The following is a 17,330-nucleotide window of genomic DNA, read 5'->3' on the forward strand; positions in this document are numbered from 1 at the left end:
GCTGAACAGCATTGGCCCAAAAATCCCCACAAGCCTAGCATTCGCAGCGTTCCGGCACAGACCGGGTCCTTATCGAGATGATTTCTATCATGTCCTCCGCTGCATCTTTCCGCACAGAAACCGACCTGCTTGGCGCCCTCGAAGTACCGGCCCATGCGTACTACGGCATCCAGACCCTGCGAGCGGTGAACAACTTCCGCCTCTCGGGCGTTCCGATTTCGCATTACCCGAAACTGGTTGTGGGCCTGGCGATGGTCAAACAGGCCGCCGCTGACGCCAACCGCGAGCTGGGTCACCTGAGCGAAGCCAAGCACGCTGCCATCAGCGAAGCCTGTGCCCGATTGATCCGCGGCGATTACCACGAAGAGTTCGTGGTCGACATGATTCAAGGTGGCGCCGGCACCTCTACCAACATGAACGCCAACGAAGTGATCGCCAACATTGCTCTGGAAGCGATGGGCCACGAGAAAGGCGAGTACCAGTACCTGCACCCGAACGACGACGTGAACATGGCGCAGTCGACCAACGACGCCTACCCGACGGCGATCCGCCTGGGTCTGCTGCTGGGTCACGACGCGCTGCTGGCCAGCCTCGACAGCCTGATTCAGGCGTTCGCGGCCAAGGGTAAAGAGTTCGACCACGTCCTGAAAATGGGCCGTACCCAGCTGCAAGACGCCGTGCCGATGACCCTCGGCCAGGAATTCCGCGCGTTCGCCACCACCATGGGCGAAGACCTCGCGCGTCTGAAGACGCTGGCCCCGGAATTGCTGACTGAAGTCAACCTGGGCGGCACCGCGATCGGCACCGGCATCAACGCCGACCCGCGTTATCAGGCACTGGCTGTTCAACGTCTGGCATTGATCAGCGGCCAACCGCTGGTACCGGCCGCCGACCTGATCGAAGCGACCTCCGACATGGGCGCCTTCGTGCTGTTCTCCGGCATGCTCAAGCGCACCGCGGTCAAGCTGTCGAAGATCTGCAACGACCTGCGCCTGCTGTCCAGCGGCCCGCGCACCGGCATCAATGAAATCAACCTGCCGGCGCGTCAGCCAGGCAGCTCGATCATGCCCGGCAAGGTCAACCCGGTGATCCCGGAAGCCGTGAACCAGGTCGCGTTCCAGGTCATCGGTAACGACTTGGCGCTGACCATGGCAGCCGAAGGCGGCCAGCTGCAACTGAACGTGATGGAGCCGCTGATCGCTTTCAAGATCCTCGATTCGATCCGCCTGCTGCAACGTGCCATGGACATGCTGCGCGAGCACTGCATCGTCGGCATCACCGCCAACGAAGCGCGCTGCCGCGAACTGGTCGAGCATTCGATCGGTCTGGTCACCGCACTGAACCCGTACATCGGCTACAAAAACGCCACCCGCATCGCCCGTATCGCCCTTGAAAGCGGCCGCGGCGTGCTGGAACTGGTGCGCGAAGAAGGTCTGCTCGACGAAGCCATGCTCGCCGACATCCTGCGCCCGGAAAACATGATTGCCCCGCGTCTGGTTCCGCTCAAAGCCTGAGCCGACGCGAACTTGTAGCACCGCTCACCAGGTCGAGGGACTAGACACCTCTCACCTTTTGAGGGCTTGGGGATTTTGTCCCCGAGCCCTTTTTTTTAACTGTTTATCCTGAGACCCGAATGTAGAGGACTGAACAATATGCAGGTGAGCCTTTATGGCGAGGGAATTTATCCCCGTTGGGCTGCGAAGCGGCCCCGATACCAACAATAAAGATGTACCAGAAACACCGCGTGCAATGGTTTACGACTGCTTCGCAGCCGAACGGGGATAAATCCCCTCGCCACAAACGCCAAGTGTTTCAAAGCTTCGTTTCGTCGCTTGCACCACTACCGTGCAGACGGGCGCGCCACTGATCGGTATAGTGCCGCCCCTCTTCGCGTGAGCGGTCGTCGGTAACGAGGCCATAACCCATGCGAAACCCGAACTAATAACAAAACCCGCGATATGGATCCGGGACGAAACCTTCGCCTCACCCGTCGTGCCGCGTGCATGCCGGTGTAACACGATGTTTCTCCGATCCAGCATTTGCACCCACAAAAAACAGCGAGGATAAATCCATGCTCGAAGTCATCAACGACTTCCTCTCAGGGAAAGTACTGATCGTGCTCATTGTCGGGCTCGGTAGCTACTTCACGATTCGCTCGCGTTTCGTTCAACTGCGTCACTTCTTCCACATGTTCGCGGTGTTCCGCGACAGCCTCAAAGGCAGCGCCGGGCAGCTCAGCTCGTTTCAGGCCTTGATGCTCAGCCTCGCCGGCCGCGTCGGTGCAGGCAACATTGCCGGTGTCGGCATCGCCGTGACCCTCGGTGGTCCGGGTGCGGTGTTCTGGATGTGGGTGACCGCACTGGTCGGTATGTCCAGCAGCTTCTTCGAGTGCACCCTGGCCCAGGTCTACAAGCGCGCCGATGGCGACGGCCTGTACCGTGGTGGCCCGGCGTATTACATCCAGCACGGGCTCAAGCTCAAGGGCATGGCGATAGTCTTCTCCGTTCTGCTGCTGGTCACCTACGGCTTCGCCTTCATCGGCCTGCAGTCCTACACCGTGACCCACTCGCTGCAGAACGCCTTTGACTTCAATCCACAACACACCGGGATTGTCCTGGCGGTGCTGCTGGCCATCACCTTTATCGGCGGGATCAAGCGCATCGCTTCGGTCTCCGACCTGCTGGTACCGATCAAGACCCTGGCCTATATCGGCGTGACCCTGTACGTGATCGGCACCCAGATCGAACACGTACCGGCCATGCTGGAAACCATCTTCAAGAGCGCCTTCGGCCTCGACCCGGCCTTTGCCGGTCTGCTCGGCAGCGCCATTGTCATGGGCGTGAAGCGTGGCGTGTTCGCCAACGAAGCGGGCCTGGGCAGTGCGCCGAACGTCGCCGCCGTCGCCGCCGTCAAGCACCCGGGCGCGCAGGGCGTGGTCCAGGCTTTCAGCGTGTTCCTCGACACCTTCGTGATCTGCACCTGCACCGCGCTGCTGATCCTGCTGTCGGGCTTCTACACCCCGGGCTTCGAAGGTGACGGCATCGTCCTGACCCAGAACTCGCTGGCTGCCGTGGTCGGTGACTGGGGTCGCATGTTCGTCAGCGTCGCGCTGTCGCTGTTCGTCTTCACCTGCATCCTCTACAACTACTACCTGGGCGAGAACAGCTTGCAGTTCCTCAGCCGCAACCGCGCCCTGCTGATGCTGTTCCGCGGCCTGGTGCTGGCGCTGGTGGTGTGGGGTTCGATGCAGGACCTGACGACGGTATTCGCCTTCGCCGACATCACCATGACCTGCCTGGCCTTCGTCAACCTCGTGGCCCTGGCCATGCTGTTCAAGGTCGGCCTGCGGGTGATGCGCGACTACGACGAGCAGCGTCGCGCCGGCGTCAAACAGCCAGTGTTCGATTCGAGCAAATTCGCCGACCTGGATCTGGATCGCAACGCCTGGCCGGTCAACCCGCCAGCAGCGGCGGGCCAGACTGAAACTGCGCCGCAAGGCGTACCTGCAGCGCAACGCTGACAGGTGAATGACGGGCGCATCCCCCGCGCCCGTCAGTTATTGTGATGCAATAACCTGCAGGAGCGAGCCTGCTCGCTCCTGCAAGGCCCTCATCGTTTCGGAGAATCCTATGAGCTCGTCGACCTACCCCGCCGCTCAACACGTCATGGTGCTCTACACCGGTGGCACCATCGGCATGCAGGCCAGCGCCAACGGTCTGGCCCCGGCGTCCGGTTTCGAAGCGCGGATGCGCGACTACCTGCACAGCCAGCCTGAGCTGGTAGTGCCGCAGTGGCAGTTTCGGGAAATGTCGCCGCTGATCGACAGCGCCAACATGACCCCGGCCTACTGGCAGCAACTGCGCGAAGCGGTAGTCGATGCCGTGGACGTGCAAGGCTGCGACAGCGTGCTGATCCTGCACGGCACCGACACGCTGGCGTACAGCGCGGCGGCGATGAGTTTTCAGTTGCTCGGCCTGCATGCCCGCGTGTGTTTCACCGGCTCGATGCTGCCGGCGGGTGTGACCGACAGCGATGCCTGGGAAAACCTCGGCGGCGCGCTGGTCGCCCTCGGCCAGGGCCTGGCGCCGGGCGTGCACCTGTACTTCCACGGCGAACTGCTGGCGCCGACCCGCTGCGCGAAAGTGCGCAGCTTCGGCCGCCATCCGTTCAAACGCCTGGAGCGTCAGGGCGGTGGTGTGAAGGCGCCGTCGATCCCAGTCGCGCTGAACTACAACCAGCCGAAGCAACTGGCGAAAGTGGCGGTGTTGCCGCTGTTTCCCGGGATCAGTGCCGAGGTTCTCGACGGCCTGCTCGACAGCGGCATTCAAGGTCTGGTGCTGGAATGCTACGGCAGCGGAACCGGGCCGAGCGATAACCCCGAGTTCCTCGCCAGCCTTGCCCGCGTACGGGATAACGGCGTGGTGGTGGTTGCAGTGACGCAATGCCATGAAGGTGGGGTCGAGCTGGATGTCTACGAGGCCGGCAGCCGCTTGCGAGGTGTTGGCGTGCTGTCCGGTGGCGGCATGACGCGCGAGGCGGCGTTAGGCAAGTTGCATGGGTTGCTGGGGGCCGGGCTGGAAACGGCTGAAGTGCGTCGATTGATCGAACTGGATTTGTGTGGTGAGTTGATCTGAGCACGGCGCTGGATTGCCCCTCACCCTAACCCTCTCCCAGAGGGAGAGGGAACTGATCGTAGTGTCTTGCGCTATACACCGACCTGATAAACAGTGTCGATTATGGATTCGGCGGCGGTGTCTCACGTCGGTGTATTTCTGCAATATCCCCCGTTCGGCCCCCTCTCCCTCTGGGAGAGGGCTGGGGTGAGGGCCTGCGGCATGCAACTTGCTGCGTTCCAGCCACCTCCAGGCTGGAAGATCCCATGCTCCACTCCCACCTCACCACCCTCAACGCGGTCTCGCTGATCCTCAACACGTTCAAGGCCGAAGGTCTGTCGAGCGAGGCGCTGCTGGCTGGCAGCGGCATCGTGGCGGCAGATCTGCAGCGTGCCGATACGCGCATCACCACCCATCAAGAGATGCAGGTCTGCACCAACGCAGTGGCACTCAAGCGTGACATCGGCCTCGAATTGGGTCGGCGCATGCACGTGTCCTGTTACGGCATGCTCGGTTACGCCCTGCTGACCTGTGCCACCTTCGGTGACGCTTTGCGTCTGGCGATCCGTTATCCGGCGCTGTTGGGCACGTTGTTCGAACTGAGCCTGGAAGACGATGGCGAGCAGGTCTGGTTCGTCGCTGCTGATTACCGTGAAAGCCCGGCGATGGCGGTGTTCAACGCCGAATTCTGTCTGGTGTCACTGAAAGTCATCTGCGACGACTTGCTCGGCCATCCGCTGCCGCTAAGCGCCACGCGCTTTGAACATGCAGCGCCGGACTATCGCGCCAGCTACGCCGAACCCTTCGACTCGCCGCTGCACTTTTCGGCCAAGGACAACGCCTTCGCCTTCGACCGCCATTGGCTCGATCAGCGGCTGCCGCTGGCCGACGCGATCACCCATCAGGCCATGGCCGAGCGCTGCCGCAAACAGAATCTGGAATTCACCGGACGTCAGGCCTGGCTGGGGCGGATTCGGCAGTTGCTCAGCGCACAATTGAATGCCGCGCCGGGACTGGAAGGTCTGGCACAGCAGATGAAGTGCTCACCGCGCACCCTGCGCCGGCATTTGAAAGACATGGGCAGCAGCTATCAGGAACTGCTCGATGAACTGCGCTTCGAACGGGCCAAGCAGATGTTGTGTGAAGACCAGTTGCCAATCTATCGGATCGCCGAGACGCTGGGCTTCAGCGAGACCGCGAGTTTCCGCCATGCGTTTGTGCGCTGGAGTGGCGTGGCGCCGAGTCAGTTCCGACCGCATTGATGGCTGCTCCAGGCATGAGCCTGCATGAACAAGGGGCGAATTGCGGTCAGAGGTTTTGGCCATATCGATCCCCTTTTGGCCGCTCCCGACGTTCTCCGATTCAAGTTGCGCCGCAACACTGAAGACCACCGAATCAGCCTTGCGGAGAACAACAAATGCTGACGATCTACTCAGACGATCACCACTTGCACCATGGCCGCTGCGAACTCATCGATGGCCAGCTCAAGCCGTGCTTCGAGATGCCGTCGCGTGCCGACCATGTGCTGCAACGCGTGCGCAAGCAAAACCTCGGTGCGGTCGAAGCGCCGAAGGATTTCGGCCTGGAGCCGATCGCGCGCATTCACAGCCGCGACTATCTGGAGTTTTTCAAAGGTGCATGGCAGCGCTGGACCGAGTTCAACACTGACGGCGACTTGCTGCCCTACACCTGGCCGGCGCGCACGCTGCGTGCGATCAAACCGACCAGCCTGCATGGCCAGCTCGGTTATTACAGCTTCGACGGCGGCGCGCCGATTACCGCCGGTACCTGGCAAGCGGCCTACAGCGCAGCGCAAGTGGCCCTGACCGCACAAGCAGAAATCCAGCGTGGCGCACGCGCGGCCTTCGCCCTGTGCCGTCCGCCGGGACATCACGCCGCCAGCGACTTGATGGGCGGTTATTGCTACCTCAACAACGCCGCCATCGCCGCTCAGGCCTTTCTCGAGCAGGGCCACAAGAAAGTCGCGATTCTTGACGTCGACTACCACCATGGCAACGGCACTCAGTCGATTTTCTACGAACGCAGCGACGTCCTGTTCACTTCGATCCACGGCCACCCGGAAGCGGAGTTTCCATTCTTCCTCGGCTACGACGACGAGCGTGGCGAAGGTGCCGGTGAAGGTTTCAATTTCAACTATCCGCTGCCGGCCGGTTCCGGCTGGGATGTCTGGAGCGCGGCGCTGGATCAGGCCTGCGACGAGATCGATCGCTATGGCGCGGACATCATCGTCGTCTCCCTCGGCGTCGACACGTTCAAGGACGACCCGATCTCGCAGTTCAAACTCGACAGCCCGGATTATCTGGCCATGGGCAAACGCATCGCCGCCCTCGGCAAGCCGACCCTGTTCGTCATGGAAGGTGGCTACGCGGTGGAGGAAATCGGCATCAACGCGGTGAACGTGCTGGAAGGTTTCGAACAATGAAAAAGCGACTGATCGCCTCGGCGCTGTGCGCGGCTCTGCTCAGCGCTGGCGCCTACGCCGAAGAACGCACGCTGCGCGTCTATAACTGGTTCGACTACATCACGCCCAAGGCGCTGGACGACTTCAAGGCACAGAACAGCCAGACCAAACTGATCTACGACATCTTCGACACCAACGAAGCACTCGAAGCCAAGCTGCTCACCGGCAATTCCGGTTATGACGTGGTGGTGCCGTCCAACGTGTTCCTCGCCAAGCAGATCGAGGCCGGGGTGTTCCAGCCGCTGGATCGCAGCAAACTGCCGAACTGGAACCACCTTGATCCGAAACTGATGAAGCTGATCGAGGCCAACGACCCGGGGAACAAGTTCGCCGTGCCGTACATGTACGGCACCATCCTGATTGGTTTCAACCCGGCCAGGATCAAGGCGGCCCTGGGCGACAACGCGCCCGTGGACAGTTGGGATCTGATCTTCAAAGAGGAAAACATCAGCAAGCTCAAGCAGTGCGGCGTCGCCCTGCTCGACTCGCCGTCGGAGATTCTGCCGCTGGCTCTGCAACACCTCGGTCTCGACCCCAACAGCAAGAAGCCGGCGGATTACGCCAAGGCCGAAGCGCTGCTGATGAAAATCCGCCCTTATGTGACGTACTTCCATTCCTCCAAGTACATGGCCGACATTGCCAACGGCGACATCTGCGTGGCCGTCGGTTATTCCGGCAGCTTCTCGCAAGCGGCCAACCGCGCCAAGGAAGCGAAAAACGGCGTGGTGGTCGATATGCGTTTGCCGAAAGAAGGCGCGCCGATCTGGTTCGACATGCTCGCCATTCCCAAGGGCGCGAAGAACACCGAAGACGCCTACACCTTCATCAACTATCTGCTGCAACCGGCGGTGATTGCTCCGGTCAGCGACTTTGTCGGTTATCCAAACCCGAACAAGGACGCCACCGGCCTGGTCGATCCAGCCATTCGCAACAACCCGAACCTGTATCCGACCGATGCGGCAATGAGCACGCTCTACACCTTGCAGCCGCTGCCTCGGGATGCCGAACGCGCACGCACGCGGGCCTGGACGAAAATCAAGTCCGGGACCTGAACCGGCTCGTTTGCCGGAGACCCGCCGAGGCGGGTCTTTTTTTTGCCTGGCAGCTTTATCTACCGCACGGGTCGCTGTCGCGCCTTTTAACTTGACCTGCTCCGCCGCCCTCGCGGCGTCCCGACAGAGCAGGAAACCACCATGACCGCCATTCCCAAAGCCAGTGCCGTCGATATCGTGACTCAGCTGGTTACCGGCCCCTCGCTGCAAGAGGTCGCTTCAAAAACGCTGCGCGAAGCCCTCAAGACGTTGTATCCGAATCTCGACATAGACCCGCGTCTGGCGATGGTCGTGCAACCCACCTGGGCCATTGTGGAGGGTCGAGTGGTACCCGACGGGTATCAGGCTGGATCGCTGACCAACGCGCTGGTGCGGCTCGGCCTGTCCGGTACCACGGTGACGTACCTCGATGGTGAGCATTACCTGACCCTGCAACCCGGCGTGCCCGCCCCTGCGCATCTGCCGGTGAAGATCGATGCGATCGGCCTGTTGCTCAACGAACTGGCACCGCTGCTGTTCATCGCCTACAAGGAGCAGCACGTCGACTACTGGGACGAGTTCACCTATCCCGGGCAACCGCGCTGGCAGCAATTGTCCGAGGCACTGCGCAACCTGTGGAACGTCGATGCCAGCGTCGGCTGGGATGCCGATGAAATCGCCATGGCCCAGGCGATTTTCAAACAGCCCGACCCGCAACAACGCCTGGCCCCCGCCCCGTACTCGGCAAAGGCATATCTGATTGATCTCGATCAGGGGAACGCCGACACGCAAAGCCACTTGACCCTGCTCGACGCCGCAGTGTTGGTCGGCAGCATCGCAGACCGTACATTGATTCTCACCCACGCGATTACTCAGGGCTTTCAGCGTTTCGATTCACTGGAAGAACTCGGCGAGGCTCTGCTGCGGATATATGGCACAAACGCCTCGGGCGAAGATCTCAAGTGGCGGCTGGTCGAACCCCAGGGAAATTTCTTCGACCAGCAGGCCTGCACCCTGATTTCCCTGGAAGCGGATGCCTTGGGCAAAATCAGTTTTTTTCAGGACTCCCCTGATAAACGCGTCTATCCGCATACCGGCACGGCCGGCAAACCGGCACAACCGACACCGCGCCTCGAAGCGCACTTCGAGCGTTTACAGCCGATGCTTCCGGACTGGCTGAACGACGCCTTGCCCATCGATCAGACACGTTACAGCCGGCACCTGCTGGACCTGACGACGCTGCAGCACGAGAACAACGGCAAATCCTTTCAGAACGAAATCACCAGCCTGCAGGCGTTCACTCGGGCAGCGCTGATCAAACAGATTCTCAAGGAGCAGCCCGACGCCAAAGACCTGGACATCGACAACATCGAAATCACCATCACCAGTCTCGTGGTCTGGGGCACGTTTGTGTTGCCGGGAAATACTCAGACCCAGACATGGACGCTGACCGAGCTCGCCCTGCAAAATCTCGCCGGCCTGCCCTTGGGCAACAAGACTGTGCGGTACAAGGATGGCAGCCCGGTACCCGAGTGGATGAGCGCGACTTTTCTGGAGAAGCTGGTCAGCACGGTCGACATCGGCAAGACCTACCCGGCGCATCTCAAGGCCGTACTGATAGACGACTCAGTGCAAACATCACGGTTGGAAAGGCTCTATACCAGTCAGCTACGCGTCGAGCTGCCATTGCTGGCGTTGCAGCACAAGATCCAGGGCAGAGCCGGCATTGACGAATCGGGTTATCGATACGTGGTTGCCGCATTGGCCACGACTGACGCAGAACGCTACGTCGATGGTGAGGAAATCGTCATTCGCCCATTGGCGTTCGTGGCCCATCGCAGCCGCTCCACCGCAGACACTGTCGACAACATGTATGTCATAGGCCCGCGCGATGCCGACAAAGGGCCGTGCGTGCTGTATCGACCGTTGTTCGACAAGGCTCTGCTGCAATATCCGGGATTTGCCAATCTGCTCTTTGCGATCCAGCATTCGCGACATCTGCGCGATTCGGTACTGGCCTGGTTGCCGGACGATGTGCGCTTCAATTACAGCCAGTTCGTCTTCACCGCCAGGCTGCCGTCGGTGTGGACGATCCCGCAACTGATGATCAACCCGACCACAGCACTGGACATGTCCGGCGCGGTCGCGCTGGGCACTCAGGTGATCGCCAGCGATGTCCTCGCCACCCTGCACGAACGCAACGTCAAGGCGCTTGTCACTCAAGCCGACCGGCAATCGGTATCCGATGCAGAAGCACGCTGGGCCTCGCTGAAACAGGGTGGCTGGGTGATGCTCAATGCCGCACTGCCGTTTCTGGGCCGCAGCGTAGGTACAGCGGCGTGGATCTGGCAGATCATGGATGATCTGCAGGAAATCACCGACGGCGCCAACGAGCAATCGGCGAAAGTCGCCTGGACGGCCATCGCCGATATCCTCCTGGCGCTGGGCATGGTGCTCGCCCATCGTGCGGCAATGGGTGATGCGCCATCGACGCCCGTGGCCACAACGCTCGAAGAGGACACAGCAACGAGCAAACCTGCCGCCAGAATCGTCAAAGCGCTGCGCCAGCCGGACATCACCGGCCCGCAATTGACCGAAGCCCATGGCACATCGATTGACAGCATCACGGCGCTGAAACGATCCCCGTTGGCCCTCGCCAAGCTGTTGGATACGTTCAACCTCGCCAAGCCCAAAGGGCTTGGCGCTGCCACCAGAGAGGGTGCGCAGCGAGGCCTCTACGCCCACGCAGACAAATGGTACGCCCGCGTCGGTGAACGCTGGTTCGAAGTCGCGCGCAACGCGCATGGCGATGTGCACATTGTCGATACGCGTCAGCCCACCCGACCTGCCGGACCCAGGCTGGCCTATACCGCCAACGGCCAGTGGGTAATCGATCTGCGCTTGCGTCTGCGCGGCGGCGGACTGGAGGAAGGTCGCCAAGCCGCGCAAGGCATAAGAACCAAGGAGGTGGCCGCATTGGCCGAGCAGATTACTGCGTTCGATTTGACGATGGAGAGCAAAGGGAGCCGTCTCGATGCAGACCGCAACAGCCTGCACGATGCCCCTGCGCAGGCACGCGAGCAAGCGCTTGCGCAGTACCTTGCCACGCTCGATTCACAGCACAACGAATATGCCGCAAACATAAAGCTGATCAAGAAACTCAACTGCAAGCAGTCGATCCCCAACTACCGCACGGTAATGCCGGAGCGGTTGGACATGCAGTTGTTTCTGGGACAGGAGTGGCTGAGTAATAACGCTTCGGATTACCAGCAGCGGGTACTGGCGGTGCAGGCGATACTCGACGACGAACTGCGCAGCGAATCGCAGGCCGCCACCTCTGCGTTCGAACAGTTGAACGATGTCACTCAAACCATTATCGAGAAAATGGAGTCGGCTGAAGCCTGCATGGTGGAGCTCACCAGGCTGGGACCGGATGGCTTTGATGTAAAGCAGAAATACAACATCAGCCTTGCGCCCTACCCGCTGGATGATCTGAAGACTCTGCAGATCAGTCTCGGCCAGTACACCTGCATCAAGCCCGGCGATTCCACCGCTCATGTCGAGGCACAACAAGCGCTGGCCGGTCTGTTCGAAGATGCTGCGCTGAACGTTCAGAGTTCACGGGACCTGAGCGCCGATGAAAGCCTCAGTGATCTGCGCATACGCATCGACGCCCTGAGCCAGGTGAGCGAACAGTTTGCTTCCGTGGACAAGCGATTCGATGACCTGGCGAGTGAATATTCCGAACACATACACACGGAGCGACTCAAGCAGTTGCAGGCGCGCGTGGCCGCATTCAAGGAAAACGCCGACAATCGACTCGCCGATCTGTTGCGCTACCGGCATTTACTGGTGCCGCAAGCCGGTCCGTCGAGACCTTCAACGTCATCTTCGAATCGGCAGATCATCAAGACGCGCAACAAGGGCATCCTGGTCGGCGAACGGAAAAAAAGCCTCGACGGCAAAGACACCGATCTGGTCGAGGTCAGTACAGCACTGACGAGAGTCATCGCGACATTCAAGGAGGAGTCGCCAGGTATCTGGGTCGAGCAGAATGCACGGCCGGCACCGTCGCCAAAAGCCCGGCCCAACCTCAACAACAGCATCAGCGCAGGGCAGGCCTTGATCGACGGGCTGGCGGCGTTCCATCGGCGCATCGAGGCGCGCCTCAAACGCGGCTCGCGCATTCCGGTGGAAGTCGAAGAGGAATACCACAACCACGCCGCCCTGTTGCGCAAGGCCGGTGCCGCCATCGATGAAGCGTTGACGGTGAGTAACCTCACCGCAGCTCTGCATGAACCGTCCGAAACGCTCAACCACAAGCTCGACGCTGCGGCTACGACGCTGGAGGAAAAGGGCACCAGCACGCGAATCCGTCTGGTCAAGCAACAACTACCAACAGCCGCCGGGGTCGAGTGGCTCAAGGACAAGGGCGAAGTGAACATTTCGAAAACCCTGACCCGACGGCGCCTGAGGCGCCATAAGAATGACTTCCTCGACGAGTATCAGATTCGTGATGCGCATACCGACAAGGTCCTCTGCTATGCGCATTTCCATTACAGCAGCGCCGACGCGCCCGATGGCGCATTTTTGCGTGGACACATGAAGACAGTTGCCCAGCACCGCCTGGGAGGCACCTCTGAAATAACCGATGTGGATAATCAGAGGCTGATCGAAATCCATCGCAGCGAAATTTCCAGTCGCAGCGCCGAAACGCTGTTCTTCAATCTCGCCAAGCCTGCCGCAGACGCGACAGCGCCGCTTTGATTGCTGGCTCTGGTACAGCAGCGAACCCCAGCACCAGGCCGGCGCGCTTATCCATGGGCGTAGTCGAATCGGGGAGCCAGTAGCTGCTCAGGCCGTTGATTTCGACATCGACCTCAGCGGCCCGAGCGATCAATTGCTGCTCGCGCTCGATGCTGTCCACGGCGACGGTCAAGTGCAGCCCGGCCGGCATGGCGGGCAGTTGACCGACGCCGGCGACCGTCGGCCAGCCTTCGAGCAGGCAGTTGCGTCGGCTCAGCGCAGCCCGGCGCATGCGGCGGATATGCCGCTGGAAATGCCCGGCGGCCATGAATTCGGCCATCACCGCTTGCGTGCTGACCTCCGAGTGCCGCACATCGACGGCGCGGCGTTGCGCGAACGCCTCGACCAGCGCGGGCGGCAGCACCAGATAGCCCAGGCGCAACGCCGGAAAAGCGACCTTGCCGAACGTACCGACGTAGAGCACACGCCCCTGACGATCAAGTGCCGCCAACGGTGCCAGCGGTGCGCCGGTGTAGCGATACTCGCCGTCGTAATCATCCTCGACGATCCAGCCGCCGACACGCTCGGCCCAGGCGAGCAGCTCCAGACGCCGGGCCAGGCTCATCACCACGCCGGTCGGGTACTGATGAGACGGCGTCACGTAAGCCACTCGACAATCACTGAGCTGAGCCATGGCGCTGCAATCGATGCCGTCGCTGTCCACCGCCACCCCATGCAATTGCGCCCCCGCTACAGCGAAGGCATGTCCGGCGGCGCGATAGCCCGGATTCTCGATCGCCACACCGTCCCCAGGCTCGACCAGCAGCTGTGCACAAAGGCTGATGCCCTGCTGCGCGCCACTGGTGATCACAATTTGCTCAGCCGTGCACTGCATGCCGCGCGAGCTGCGCAAATACGCAGCAATCATGCCGCGCAGCCGCGCGTCACCGGCCGGGTCGCCGTAACACAGCTGCTGCAGATCCGGTTTGCGCCAGAAAGCCGCGTTGAGCTTGGCCCAGACCTCGAACGGAAACAGATCGAACGCCGGCACACCCACCCGAAAAGCACGCGGCGGACCGCTCGGTGGTCGTGGCAAATGATGCTTTTCAATGCGGCAAAATCCGTCGCTGTGGATAACTTTGCTGGATGGATTCACAGGTAAATCCAGCCAATTTGTGGATAAGGCTGTGGGTAAGCCTGTTGACAAGCCTGTGGATGATTTTGTGGATAGTTTTTTCTTCGGCGTGGATGCCTGAGCCAATTGCGCCACGTAAGTACCGTCGCCCACGCGCCCTTCGATAAAGCCCTCGGCATACAGCTGATCGTAAGCGCGCACCACGCTATTGCGGGAAATGCCCAGCGCCGAGGCCAGGTCTCGGCTGGCCGGCAATCGCGTGCCACTGGCCAGACGTCCATCCAGCACCCGCAGGCGCAGAGCCTGATAGAGCTGGCGGCTCAGGCCCTGACGGCGATCAAGCTCGATTCCGGCCGGATTGAAAGGCATCGACAAGGGTGGCAAATCAGGCATGGCGAATGGACCTATGAAATGGCTCAGCAATGGCTCTTACAACGGACCAATAGCCTGCCTAGGATGCAGGCATTCGCCAAGGAAAATCTGTCCATGTACACGCCACGCGCCTTTGCCATCGAAGACTTGTCCCAACTGCACGAACTGATCCTCGCCACGCGCCTGGCCATTCTGGTCAGCCACGGCGAAAGCGGCCTGCAAGCCAGCCACGTGCCGGTGCTGCTGCATCGCGAACAGGGCGAATACGGCACGCTCTACGGCCATCTGGCCAAGGCCAATCCGCAGTGGAAAGACCTGCGTGACGGCGCCGAGGCCATGCTGATCTTTGCCGGACCAGACGCCTACGTCAGCCCAAGCTTGTATCCGAGCAAGGCCGAGCACGGCAAGGTCGTGCCGACCTGGAACTACATCGCCGTGCACGCCTACGGCCAGGCTGAGACCTTCAGCGATGGCGGCCGCTTGCTCGACATTGTCAGCACCCTCACCGACCGTCACGAGGCAGGCCGTGCCCAGCCGTGGTCGGTCGACGATGCGCCGGCCGACTACATCGACACCATGCTCAAAGCCATCGTCGGCTTCGCCATTCCCATCGACCGCCTCGAAGGCAAACGCAAGCTCAGCCAGAACCGCAGCGCCGAAGATATTGCCGGGGTGCGCGAAGGCCTCGCCGCAAGCCCCGACGCCAACGACCAAACCCTTGCCAGCCTGATGCCCTAAGGATCTACCCATGACCCAGATCGACATTCGCCCGGTCAGCGCCAATGACCACGCCGCTTGGCTGCCGCTGTGGCAGGCGTACCTGCGCTTCTACAACACGGAACTGCCGGACGCTGTCACCCAAAGCACTTGGCAGCGTTTTCTCGACCCGAACGAACCGACCCACGCCGCCCTCGCCTGGGCTGAAGGCAAAGCGCTGGGCATGGTGCATTACATCTATCATCGCTCGAACTGGAGCATCGAAAATTCCTGCTATCTGCAGGATCTGCTGGTGGTGCCGGAAGCCCGTGGCACCGGTGTCGGTCGGCTGTTGATCGAGCATGTCTACGCTACCGCCAAGGCTGATGGTTGCTGCAAAGTCCACTGGCTGACCCATGAAACCAACGCCACGGCGATCCAGCTCTACGAGCGCATTGCCGAACGTCCGGGATTCATCCAGTTTCGTAAAGCCCTTTAAGGAGACGCGCACATGACCGCTTCACTCGCTGACTGGAAAGGCGTCCCCGCCCCCTCCGCCACCCTGCTCGAAGGCCGTTTCATCCGCCTGGAAAAGCTCGACCCGGCGCGCCATGCCGAGCAGCTTTACGCCGCCCTCGAAGGGCCGGGTGCTGATCCGAAGCTCTGGGATTACTTGCCTTACGGGCCGTTTCGCGAGCGCAGCGCATTCAACGACTGGCTGAACAATCATGCGGCCAACAGCGACCCGTATTTCTTCAGCGTCATCGACCGTGCGACCAATCAGGTGCAGGGCATCCTCAGCCTGATGTCGATCGTCCCGGCTCAGGGCCGCATCGAAATCGGCCACGTCACTTTCGGTGCGCCAATGCAGCGCTCGCCGAAAAGCACCGAGGCGGTGTACCTGCTGGCCAAGTATTCGTTCGAGCTGGGTTACCGGCGCCTGGAATGGAAGTGCAACAACGGCAACGCCCGCTCCAAATACGCGGCCGAGCGTCTGGGCTTCAGCTTCGAAGGGGTGTTCCGCCAGCACATGGTGGTCAAGGGGCAGAACCGCGATACCGCGTGGTATTCGATTCTGGATTCGGAATGGCCAGCGATTGGTGCCGGGTTCGAGCGCTGGCTGAGCGATGAAAACCAAACGCCTGATGGCCAGGTGAAAGGCTTGGTCGAGTGCCGTAGCTGATCGTCACAAAGCCCCTGTGGGAGCGAGCCTGCTCGCGAAGGCGCTGTGTCAGTCACTGAAATATTGACTGACTGACCGCTTTCGCGAGCAGGCTCGCTCCCACAATTGGCGGGTTCTTTCTTAACGACGCAGTTCTTGCGCCAGCACCGCAATGTGCTCCGGGCCGATCCCGCAGCAACCCCCCAGATGACTGGCGCCGCGCTGTTGCCAGTCCAGCGCCCAGTGCAGATACCCCGGCGGATCGAGATCGTCACGCAACGGGTCGAGCCCGTCGTTGGCCGTGGCTTCTTTCGGTTGCGGAGGAAACGCGTTGGCATACGCGCCGATGTTGATCGTGACGCCGAGACGCTCAAAGGTTGCGCGCGCCGCATCGATGGCCGCGCCAATCACTTCGGGCTGACTGCAGTTGAACAGCAGGGTTTCGACGCCGAGTTCAGCCGCCACCGCAGCCGCTTCGGCTACCGGCTCACCGGAGCGCAGGCGCGGCACTTCATCGGTGTCTTCATCCTTGAGGGTGAACGACAGCCAGAACGGTTTGCCGTCCTTCGGCAACCCGGCGTGAATGGCCCGCGCCTCGATAATCGAACTCTGGGTTTCCGCCAGCCACAGATCAACATGCGGGGCCAGCCCATTGACCAGCGGCGTCAGCAGCTCGGTCACGCGATCCGCTTCGAACAGATCCGGACGATACGAACCAAACAGCGGCGGCAACGAACCGGCAACACGCACTGACTTGCCGGATGCCTGCACCGCCCGCCGTGCCAACTCCCCCGCCAGTGCCGCAAGCGCCTGGCCTTCAGCCGCAAAGCGCGCCTCGCCAATGTGAAACGGCACCACCGCGTAACTGTTGCTGGTGATCACGTCGGCGCCGCTGTTGATGTACGCGGCATGCACCGCCTCGACCGCCTGCGGCGCTTCACTCAGCGCCAGTGCCGACCACTCCGGTTGGCGAAACGGCGCGCCGGCGCGTTGCAACTCGCGGCCCATGCCGCCATCGAGAATGACCCTGTTCGCTGCACCCATATGCTTTTCACTCATATGCTTATGAAAATAACTCACTATCAGAGTCGTT

At 61.3% G+C, this 17,330-nt stretch carries 12 protein-coding genes; 10 read left to right on the forward strand and 2 right to left on the reverse strand.

The features are described 5' to 3' along the window. The first annotated feature begins 89 nt into the window (after positions 1–89). From aspA to V8J63_RS02015, 7 genes are all read left to right on the forward strand, one after another. Positions 90–1,514, forward strand: coding sequence for an aspartate ammonia-lyase (gene aspA / locus V8J63_RS01985; protein WP_016772472.1), 1,425 nt, complete (start codon positions 90–92; stop codon positions 1,512–1,514). Positions 1,515–2,071: 557 nt separating this feature from the next. Continuing rightward, positions 2,072–3,520, forward strand: a complete 1,449-nt coding sequence (locus V8J63_RS01990) for an alanine/glycine:cation symporter family protein (RefSeq protein ID WP_016772471.1) — start codon at positions 2,072–2,074, stop codon at positions 3,518–3,520. A gap of 109 nt (positions 3,521–3,629) precedes the next feature. Then, positions 3,630–4,634 (forward strand): asparaginase, encoded by a 1,005-nt coding sequence (locus tag V8J63_RS01995; protein ID WP_336463484.1) that lies wholly within the window; start codon positions 3,630–3,632, stop codon positions 4,632–4,634. Positions 4,635–4,879: 245 nt separating this feature from the next. Continuing rightward, positions 4,880–5,875: an AraC family transcriptional regulator gene (locus V8J63_RS02000; protein WP_336463485.1), complete on the forward strand. Its 996-nt coding sequence runs from the start codon at positions 4,880–4,882 to the stop codon at positions 5,873–5,875. A gap of 155 nt (positions 5,876–6,030) precedes the next feature. Further along, complete coding sequence (locus V8J63_RS02005) at positions 6,031–7,056, forward strand: histone deacetylase family protein (RefSeq protein ID WP_130928014.1); 1,026 nt, start codon at positions 6,031–6,033, stop codon at positions 7,054–7,056. After that, positions 7,053–8,147 carry a polyamine ABC transporter substrate-binding protein gene (locus V8J63_RS02010; RefSeq protein ID WP_336353144.1) on the forward strand — a complete coding sequence of 365 codons (1,095 nt, stop codon included), beginning with the start codon at positions 7,053–7,055 and terminating at the stop codon, positions 8,145–8,147. The genes V8J63_RS02005 and V8J63_RS02010 overlap by 4 nt, the downstream gene beginning before the upstream one ends. Before the next feature lie 141 nt (positions 8,148–8,288). Further along, positions 8,289–12,893 carry a dermonecrotic toxin domain-containing protein gene (locus V8J63_RS02015; protein WP_336463486.1) on the forward strand — a complete coding sequence of 1,535 codons (4,605 nt, stop codon included), beginning with the start codon at positions 8,289–8,291 and terminating at the stop codon, positions 12,891–12,893. On the opposite strand, the gene pdxR is transcribed toward V8J63_RS02015, so the two are convergent. Continuing rightward, positions 12,850–14,400 carry a MocR-like pyridoxine biosynthesis transcription factor PdxR gene (gene pdxR, locus V8J63_RS02020; protein ID WP_336463487.1) on the reverse strand — a complete coding sequence of 517 codons (1,551 nt, stop codon included), beginning with the start codon at positions 14,398–14,400 and terminating at the stop codon, positions 12,850–12,852. The two genes, V8J63_RS02015 and pdxR, sit on opposite strands and share 44 nt — an antisense overlap. Positions 14,401–14,493: 93 nt before the next feature. On the opposite strand from pdxR, the gene V8J63_RS02025 reads away from it, so the two are divergent. From V8J63_RS02025 to V8J63_RS02035, 3 genes are read left to right on the forward strand one after another with little or no spacing between them, the layout of a single operon-like run. After that, the gene (locus tag V8J63_RS02025) at positions 14,494–15,117 is read left to right on the forward strand and encodes an FMN-binding negative transcriptional regulator (RefSeq protein WP_125927725.1); all 624 of its coding nucleotides are present in this window, start codon (positions 14,494–14,496) and stop codon (positions 15,115–15,117) included. Between the two features lie 10 nt (positions 15,118–15,127). After that, positions 15,128–15,574, forward strand: a complete 447-nt coding sequence (locus V8J63_RS02030) for a GNAT family N-acetyltransferase (protein ID WP_024014846.1) — start codon at positions 15,128–15,130, stop codon at positions 15,572–15,574. Between the two features lie 12 nt (positions 15,575–15,586). Then, the gene (locus tag V8J63_RS02035) at positions 15,587–16,258 is read left to right on the forward strand and encodes a GNAT family N-acetyltransferase (RefSeq protein WP_336463488.1); all 672 of its coding nucleotides are present in this window, start codon (positions 15,587–15,589) and stop codon (positions 16,256–16,258) included. A 120-nt stretch (positions 16,259–16,378) separates the two neighbouring features. On the opposite strand, the gene V8J63_RS02040 is transcribed toward V8J63_RS02035, so the two are convergent. After that, a complete protein-coding gene (locus tag V8J63_RS02040; RefSeq protein ID WP_125927731.1) occupies positions 16,379–17,281 on the reverse strand; it encodes a homocysteine S-methyltransferase family protein in 903 nt (300 codons plus the stop codon). Positions 17,282–17,330 lie beyond the last annotated feature (49 nt).

Source organism: Pseudomonas sp. CCNWLW23, from assembly GCF_037095675.1.
In the GTDB taxonomy this organism is placed as follows: Bacteria; Pseudomonadota; Gammaproteobacteria; order Pseudomonadales; family Pseudomonadaceae; genus Aquipseudomonas; species Aquipseudomonas atacamensis.

Coding starts and splice junctions, on each gene's coding strand:
- V8J63_RS02035 (WP_336463488.1), top strand. CDS start 15,587: ATGACCGCTTCACTCGCTGACTGGAAAGGCGTCCCCGCCCCCTCCGCC.
- V8J63_RS02040 (WP_125927731.1), bottom strand. CDS start 17,281: ATGGGTGCAGCGAACAGGGTCATTCTCGATGGCGGCATGGGCCGCGAG.
- V8J63_RS02015 (WP_336463486.1), top strand. CDS start 8,289: ATGACCGCCATTCCCAAAGCCAGTGCCGTCGATATCGTGACTCAGCTG.
- V8J63_RS02030 (WP_024014846.1), top strand. CDS start 15,128: ATGACCCAGATCGACATTCGCCCGGTCAGCGCCAATGACCACGCCGCT.
- V8J63_RS01995 (WP_336463484.1), top strand. CDS start 3,630: ATGAGCTCGTCGACCTACCCCGCCGCTCAACACGTCATGGTGCTCTAC.
- V8J63_RS02005 (WP_130928014.1), top strand. CDS start 6,031: ATGCTGACGATCTACTCAGACGATCACCACTTGCACCATGGCCGCTGC.
- pdxR (WP_336463487.1), bottom strand. CDS start 14,400: ATGCCTGATTTGCCACCCTTGTCGATGCCTTTCAATCCGGCCGGAATC.
- aspA (WP_016772472.1), top strand. CDS start 90: ATGTCCTCCGCTGCATCTTTCCGCACAGAAACCGACCTGCTTGGCGCC.
- V8J63_RS02025 (WP_125927725.1), top strand. CDS start 14,494: ATGTACACGCCACGCGCCTTTGCCATCGAAGACTTGTCCCAACTGCAC.
- V8J63_RS02000 (WP_336463485.1), top strand. CDS start 4,880: ATGCTCCACTCCCACCTCACCACCCTCAACGCGGTCTCGCTGATCCTC.
- V8J63_RS02010 (WP_336353144.1), top strand. CDS start 7,053: ATGAAAAAGCGACTGATCGCCTCGGCGCTGTGCGCGGCTCTGCTCAGC.
- V8J63_RS01990 (WP_016772471.1), top strand. CDS start 2,072: ATGCTCGAAGTCATCAACGACTTCCTCTCAGGGAAAGTACTGATCGTG.